Below are 4,439 nucleotides of genomic sequence, written 5' to 3' on the forward strand. Positions count from 1 at the left end.
TGAATAGGAAGCTACTCTTATGCTCGATCATCTCTCCCTCGGGGTTCGCAATCTCGATCACGCGAAGCGCTTCTACGAGGCGATGTTTGCACCGCTAGGCTATCGCTGCCTCCGGGCAAATGAGACGGAACTCGCTTTTGGGACGGACGCAAACTGGGCCTTCTGGCTCTACCCGGTCGAGGATGGTGCCAATCTGGTCGGGGCGCGCACGCATGTTGCGGTTAAAGCCGCCTCCCGCGACAGCGTGATCGAAGCCCATCGGATTGGTGTTGCCGGTGGGGGCCTATCGGCCCGCGAACCGGGGCCTCGCCCCGATATTTCCCAAGCCTATTTCGGGGCCATTTTGCGCGATCCCGATGGACATACCATCGAGATCACCCACTGGGACGCAAGCCTCGCGGACGCATGAACGGCGGCGGCAGGCCTAGTTCCTGGGCTTTTGGGCCGTGACATGCAGCCAATCGGTCGGCTTCTTATCGTAGCCGCTACCGTGCTCGGCCTCGAGTGTCACGCTTGCCCAGGGGAGCGCCGCATAGAGGCCCCTCAACCAATCCTCGGACGGGTAATTATAGTAGCGGTCGAACTGGTCGCGCCCGTCCGCCTCACCCGCCTTGAAACTAGCATAGAAGACGCCGCCCGGCGTAAGGGCGGCATGAATGCGCGCAAGGATGCCCGGTAACTCCGCGCGGGGAATGTGGAGCAGGCAGGCGTTCGCCCAAATCCCATCACACGTCATGCTTTCGTCGAGATCGCCGAACAGCAGCGTTGCAACGGGAACCCCGAGGCGCACTTCAGCCGCGCGGGCAATTTCGGGGGTTCCATCGGTCGGGCGGACCTTGAAGCCGCGCGCCAGCATGAATTCGCTATCTTGCCCCGCGCCGCAGCCCAGTTCCAAAATTGCACTCCCGGCAGGGAGGTGCGACAGGAAGGCTTCCAGCCGGGGCTGGCTTGCCGCTTGGCCGCGCGTGGTGTAGGCGGCGGCTTCTTCGGCGTAGAAGCGAAGCGTTTGGGGGTCTTGCGCCATATTTTCGTCCGTTCGTCAGTCCGCATACCGCTGGGTCAACCGCCCGATCCCGCCCAACTGCCGGGCGACTTGCTCGGCGGCGCGGGACAGGGTGTCGTCGGAAAGGTCTTTGCGCAGGGCCTTTACCTCATCCAGCAGAACCTGCCAGGTTTTTTCCCCATCGATGCGCGGCAGCAGGGCCGGGGCGATGGTGGGGAGCGGGAGGGTGAGGTCGAGCCCTTCGTTGCTCACCCAAGCCGCCCGCCCCGGTCCATCGCGGCGAGCAGGCGCTGCGGGTCGATATCCTTGAACGCCGGAATCGCGGCTAGGTCGCCCGGCGGCGGCGGGGTAACGGGATTTTCGGCGCGGACAAGATAGCCCGCGTGGCGGGCGAGGTTTCCGGCGACCTGTTCGGCGAGCGCGGCCTCCTCCTCTGGAGGTAGGCTTTCGGCGCGCTTCAGCACGGCGGCATCGGTGAAATAGGTTGCAAGCTTATAGCGCGCGGGCTCCACCCAATCGGCCAAGCGCAGGCCCGCGCCGTGGATCAGCGCGAACCAATCGGGGATCGTATAGGCGCGGTCGCGGGCGTGCAGCAGCAGATCGAACAGCCCGGCATCGCCGCCGTCAAGATGATCGCGGATCACACCATTGCGCCGCAGCCAATTGGTCGCGGGAAGCTGGGCGAGCACGCGTTTCGCTTGGGCGACGCGCACGGATGGCGAGCCGTCGGCGGCCAGCGTGCGCAGAATCGCTTGCACGTCATAAACCCCGCGCCGCCCGTACGCGCCATAGAGCATAAGGCCGATGCCGCCCTGGGGGGCGAGCACCGAGACCAGCGCCCGCAGTCCCGCGTCGGGATCATCGAGATGGTGCAACACGCCGCAGCTATCGATGTAGTCGAAGGGGGCGTGGCCCTGGTCCGGTAGATCGAGCAGCGAGCCGGTGGCAAAGCGCACCGTGACGACGTCGGACGTATCCAGCCCGCGCGCCGTAATCCGTGCTTCCGCCACCGCCCGCGCCGCGTGGGAGGGATCGAGATACAGAATCTCGGCTTTCCGCCCGGCCCAGGCCAATTGCTGCGCCAGCATGGTCAAGGCATCACCCGACCCGCCGCCCGCAATCAGCACCCGCACGGGCCGCCCCGGCCAGCGCCCGCCGAAAACGGTCTGCTCGATTTCCTGAAGATGGCTGGGCGAGCCGACGATCAGCCGCTTGCCTTCCTCGCGCGGGTCGCGGTGCGGATAGGGCAGGGCTTCATACTGCGCCGCCACGGCGGCATCGGGGGAGAGTTTGGACATGGCGGGAGACTGGCAGGGCGGGACGGGGGAGGCAAGGGGGAGGTTAGCGGCGGCGGGGCGTCGTTGGGACATGGCGGCGAATATCCATCCCATCGTGCAGCACACGTAAAATGGCAAGAATGCTATCGCCTTCCAGCATGTAGAGAATCAGGTGACGCGGGGTGCGAACCGCCCCGTACGTGCTGCGGCTACGGTTTTTACTGAAGGAAATATGATACGTCAGCAGATCAGGCCCGATCTCGGGACGTTTGAGACTGCCGGGGCGTAACGGATTTTCGCTGAGATCACGGAGCGCTTGGGCGAGCAACACGGCATATCTCGCACGGGCAGCGGGGCCAAATTTTTGCTCGGTATGAGTTTGAATAGCCCGTAAATCGGCTCGGGCAGCCGCCGTAATGTGGAGCGAACGCATAGCAGTTTAGGCTCTGTCTGGGGTCTCCAAAAGCCCCGCAAGGAACGCTTCGACATCTTCCAGTGCAACAGCTTCTACGCGCCCAGTCTTCAAATCCTCCAGGCCAACAGCAGCGGCGGCGCGGAGGGTTTCGAGTTTGGCACGATCCCGCGCTTCTTGCTTCTCTAGCACCTCTAACCCAGCCTGCACGACGGAGGTTGAATCGGCGATGCGGCCAGCCCGAACGAGGCGGTCGATCCGGTTGGCGTTATTCTCGGAGATGGGAAGATTGTGGGCAGGCATAACCGCTCTCCACTGAAAATGGATTACAGCTTACTCAGAGTCGGGCTTTTTGGAAACCTTTCAAGGGGCGGGGGAGGCAAGGGATTGTGTTGCGCTGCATCAAGCGAAGGCAGCAAGATCACTCGGCGAAGGGGGGAGACGATGTGCAGCATACGACAGGTGACGCCATTTCTGCGGATGTTGGTGGCAACCGCCGTTCTCGTCGCGGCAGGCGCGGCGGCGGCGGCGGGGCTGAACCAGCCCGGCGACCATCGCGTCAGTCTGCGTCACGGCGGGCTTGAGCGCGAATTCCTGGTGCATGTCCCGCGCACGCTTGCCCCCGGCGCGGCGGTGCCCTTGGTGCTCGCGTTGCACGGCGGCGGCGGCGATATGGAGCATATGGCGCGCGACGATCGCTATGGGCTCATCACCAAATCCGATCAGGCTGGGTTCATCGCTGTCTTCCCGAATGGTTTTAGCCGCTTACGCTCCGGCAAAATCGCAACCTGGAACGCCGGAAACTGCTGCGGCGCGGCCCGCGACCGGAACATCGACGATGTCGGCTTTCTGCGCGCGGTGATCGCGCAGGTCGCCGCGCAAGCCCCGGTGGACCGCAGCCGCGTCTTCGCCATCGGTATGTCAAACGGCGGTATGATGGCCTATCGGCTGGCCTGCGAGGCGTCGGACCTGTTGCGCGGCATCATGGCGGTGGCGGGGACGGATAATACGCAAACCTGTTCCCCCGCGCGCCCGGTGCCGGTGTTGCATATTCATGCCCGCAATGATGACCGCGTCTTATTCAATGGCGGGGCAGGGGCGGCGTCGCGCGATCCGGATTTGATGACCGATTTCATCTCGGTCCCGGCGACCGTGGCGAAATGGCAGCGCCTGAACCGGACCAACGCGGCGGCAACGCCCATTCTGTCGGTCCCCGGTGCGATCTGCGAGCGCTATGCGGGCAGCGCGCCGGTGCAGCTTTGTGTGACCGAAACGGGAGCCCATAGCTGGCCCGGCGGTACGAAGCGTCGCGGGGAAGAGCCGAGCCAAGCCATCCGCGCGAACGACGTGATGTGGGCGTTTTTTTTCGGGGTTGTGAGTGCCCTCTAAAACCGCACAAACCTGTTCACCACCCAGCCCATCACGCCCGTCAGCGTCAGCGCGCCATCAACGACAGCAAGGCAGATGCAGTCGCCGTCGTCATCGGCGATGGGGGTGTGGGTATGGTCTTCGGTGGAGATCGACAGATCGCCGGGGAGGTAATGGCCGAATTGGTCGCTGAAGCCGCCTTTCAGCACCAGCACATATTCGGTGCCGCCGTGGGTATGCTCGGGCATCGCTTGGCCGGATTTGATGCGCATCAGGCGGGTGCGGCCGCCGGGGGTGCGGCTCGGGGTCGGCAGGGCGAATTTCGGACAGCGCGCCGGTAACGCGCTTCCACGGCAGCGGGGCGGCGAGGGTGCTGGGG

At 64.6% G+C, this 4,439-nt stretch carries 8 protein-coding genes; 2 read left to right on the forward strand and 6 right to left on the reverse strand.

Annotated features, from left to right (window positions below):
• The first annotated feature begins 19 nt into the window (after positions 1–19).
• A complete protein-coding gene (locus VZ95_RS15195) occupies positions 20–409 on the forward strand; it encodes a VOC family protein (protein WP_045776610.1) in 390 nt (129 codons plus the stop codon).
• Positions 410–424: 15 nt separating this feature from the next.
• Here VZ95_RS15195 and VZ95_RS15200 read toward each other — a convergent pair whose 3' ends face one another.
• Genes VZ95_RS15200 through VZ95_RS22190 form a run of 5 tightly spaced genes read right to left on the reverse strand, consistent with a single transcriptional unit; the run spans position 425 to position 2,995 of the window.
• Positions 425–1,024 carry a class I SAM-dependent methyltransferase gene (locus VZ95_RS15200; RefSeq protein ID WP_045776611.1) on the reverse strand — a complete coding sequence of 200 codons (600 nt, stop codon included), beginning with the start codon at positions 1,022–1,024 and terminating at the stop codon, positions 425–427.
• Between the two features lie 15 nt (positions 1,025–1,039).
• Positions 1,040–1,255, reverse strand: a complete 216-nt coding sequence (locus VZ95_RS22185; RefSeq protein ID WP_052711813.1) for a hypothetical protein — start codon at positions 1,253–1,255, stop codon at positions 1,040–1,042.
• The gene (locus VZ95_RS15205) at positions 1,252–2,373 is read right to left on the reverse strand and encodes a class I SAM-dependent methyltransferase (protein WP_156995330.1); all 1,122 of its coding nucleotides are present in this window, start codon (positions 2,371–2,373) and stop codon (positions 1,252–1,254) included. Before VZ95_RS15205 ends, VZ95_RS22185 begins: the two co-directional genes overlap by 4 nt.
• Positions 2,345–2,713 carry a type II toxin-antitoxin system RelE/ParE family toxin gene (locus tag VZ95_RS15210; protein WP_045776612.1) on the reverse strand — a complete coding sequence of 123 codons (369 nt, stop codon included), beginning with the start codon at positions 2,711–2,713 and terminating at the stop codon, positions 2,345–2,347. The genes VZ95_RS15205 and VZ95_RS15210 overlap by 29 nt, the downstream gene beginning before the upstream one ends.
• A gap of 6 nt (positions 2,714–2,719) precedes the next feature.
• On the reverse strand, positions 2,720–2,995 hold the full coding sequence (locus VZ95_RS22190) for a hypothetical protein (protein ID WP_052711816.1): 276 nt from the start codon (positions 2,993–2,995) through the stop codon (positions 2,720–2,722).
• Positions 2,996–3,154: 159 nt separating this feature from the next.
• On the opposite strand from VZ95_RS22190, the gene VZ95_RS15215 reads away from it, so the two are divergent.
• Positions 3,155–4,081, forward strand: coding sequence for an alpha/beta hydrolase family esterase (locus tag VZ95_RS15215; RefSeq protein WP_198148334.1), 927 nt, complete (start codon positions 3,155–3,157; stop codon positions 4,079–4,081).
• On the opposite strand, the gene VZ95_RS15220 is transcribed toward VZ95_RS15215, so the two are convergent.
• Positions 4,078–4,439: cupin domain-containing protein (locus VZ95_RS15220; protein WP_198148335.1), on the reverse strand; the 362-nt coding region annotated here is incomplete at its 5' end. The two genes, VZ95_RS15215 and VZ95_RS15220, sit on opposite strands and share 4 nt — an antisense overlap.

It is taken from the genome of Elstera litoralis (assembly GCF_000963705.1).
Taxonomy (GTDB): domain Bacteria; phylum Pseudomonadota; class Alphaproteobacteria; order Elsterales; family Elsteraceae; genus Elstera; species Elstera litoralis.

Coding starts and splice junctions, on each gene's coding strand:
- VZ95_RS15195 (WP_045776610.1), top strand. CDS start 20: ATGCTCGATCATCTCTCCCTCGGGGTTCGCAATCTCGATCACGCGAAG.
- VZ95_RS15200 (WP_045776611.1), bottom strand. CDS start 1,024: ATGGCGCAAGACCCCCAAACGCTTCGCTTCTACGCCGAAGAAGCCGCC.
- VZ95_RS15205 (WP_156995330.1), bottom strand. CDS start 2,373: ATGTCCCAACGACGCCCCGCCGCCGCTAACCTCCCCCTTGCCTCCCCC.
- VZ95_RS15210 (WP_045776612.1), bottom strand. CDS start 2,713: ATGCGTTCGCTCCACATTACGGCGGCTGCCCGAGCCGATTTACGGGCT.
- VZ95_RS22190 (WP_052711816.1), bottom strand. CDS start 2,995: ATGCCTGCCCACAATCTTCCCATCTCCGAGAATAACGCCAACCGGATC.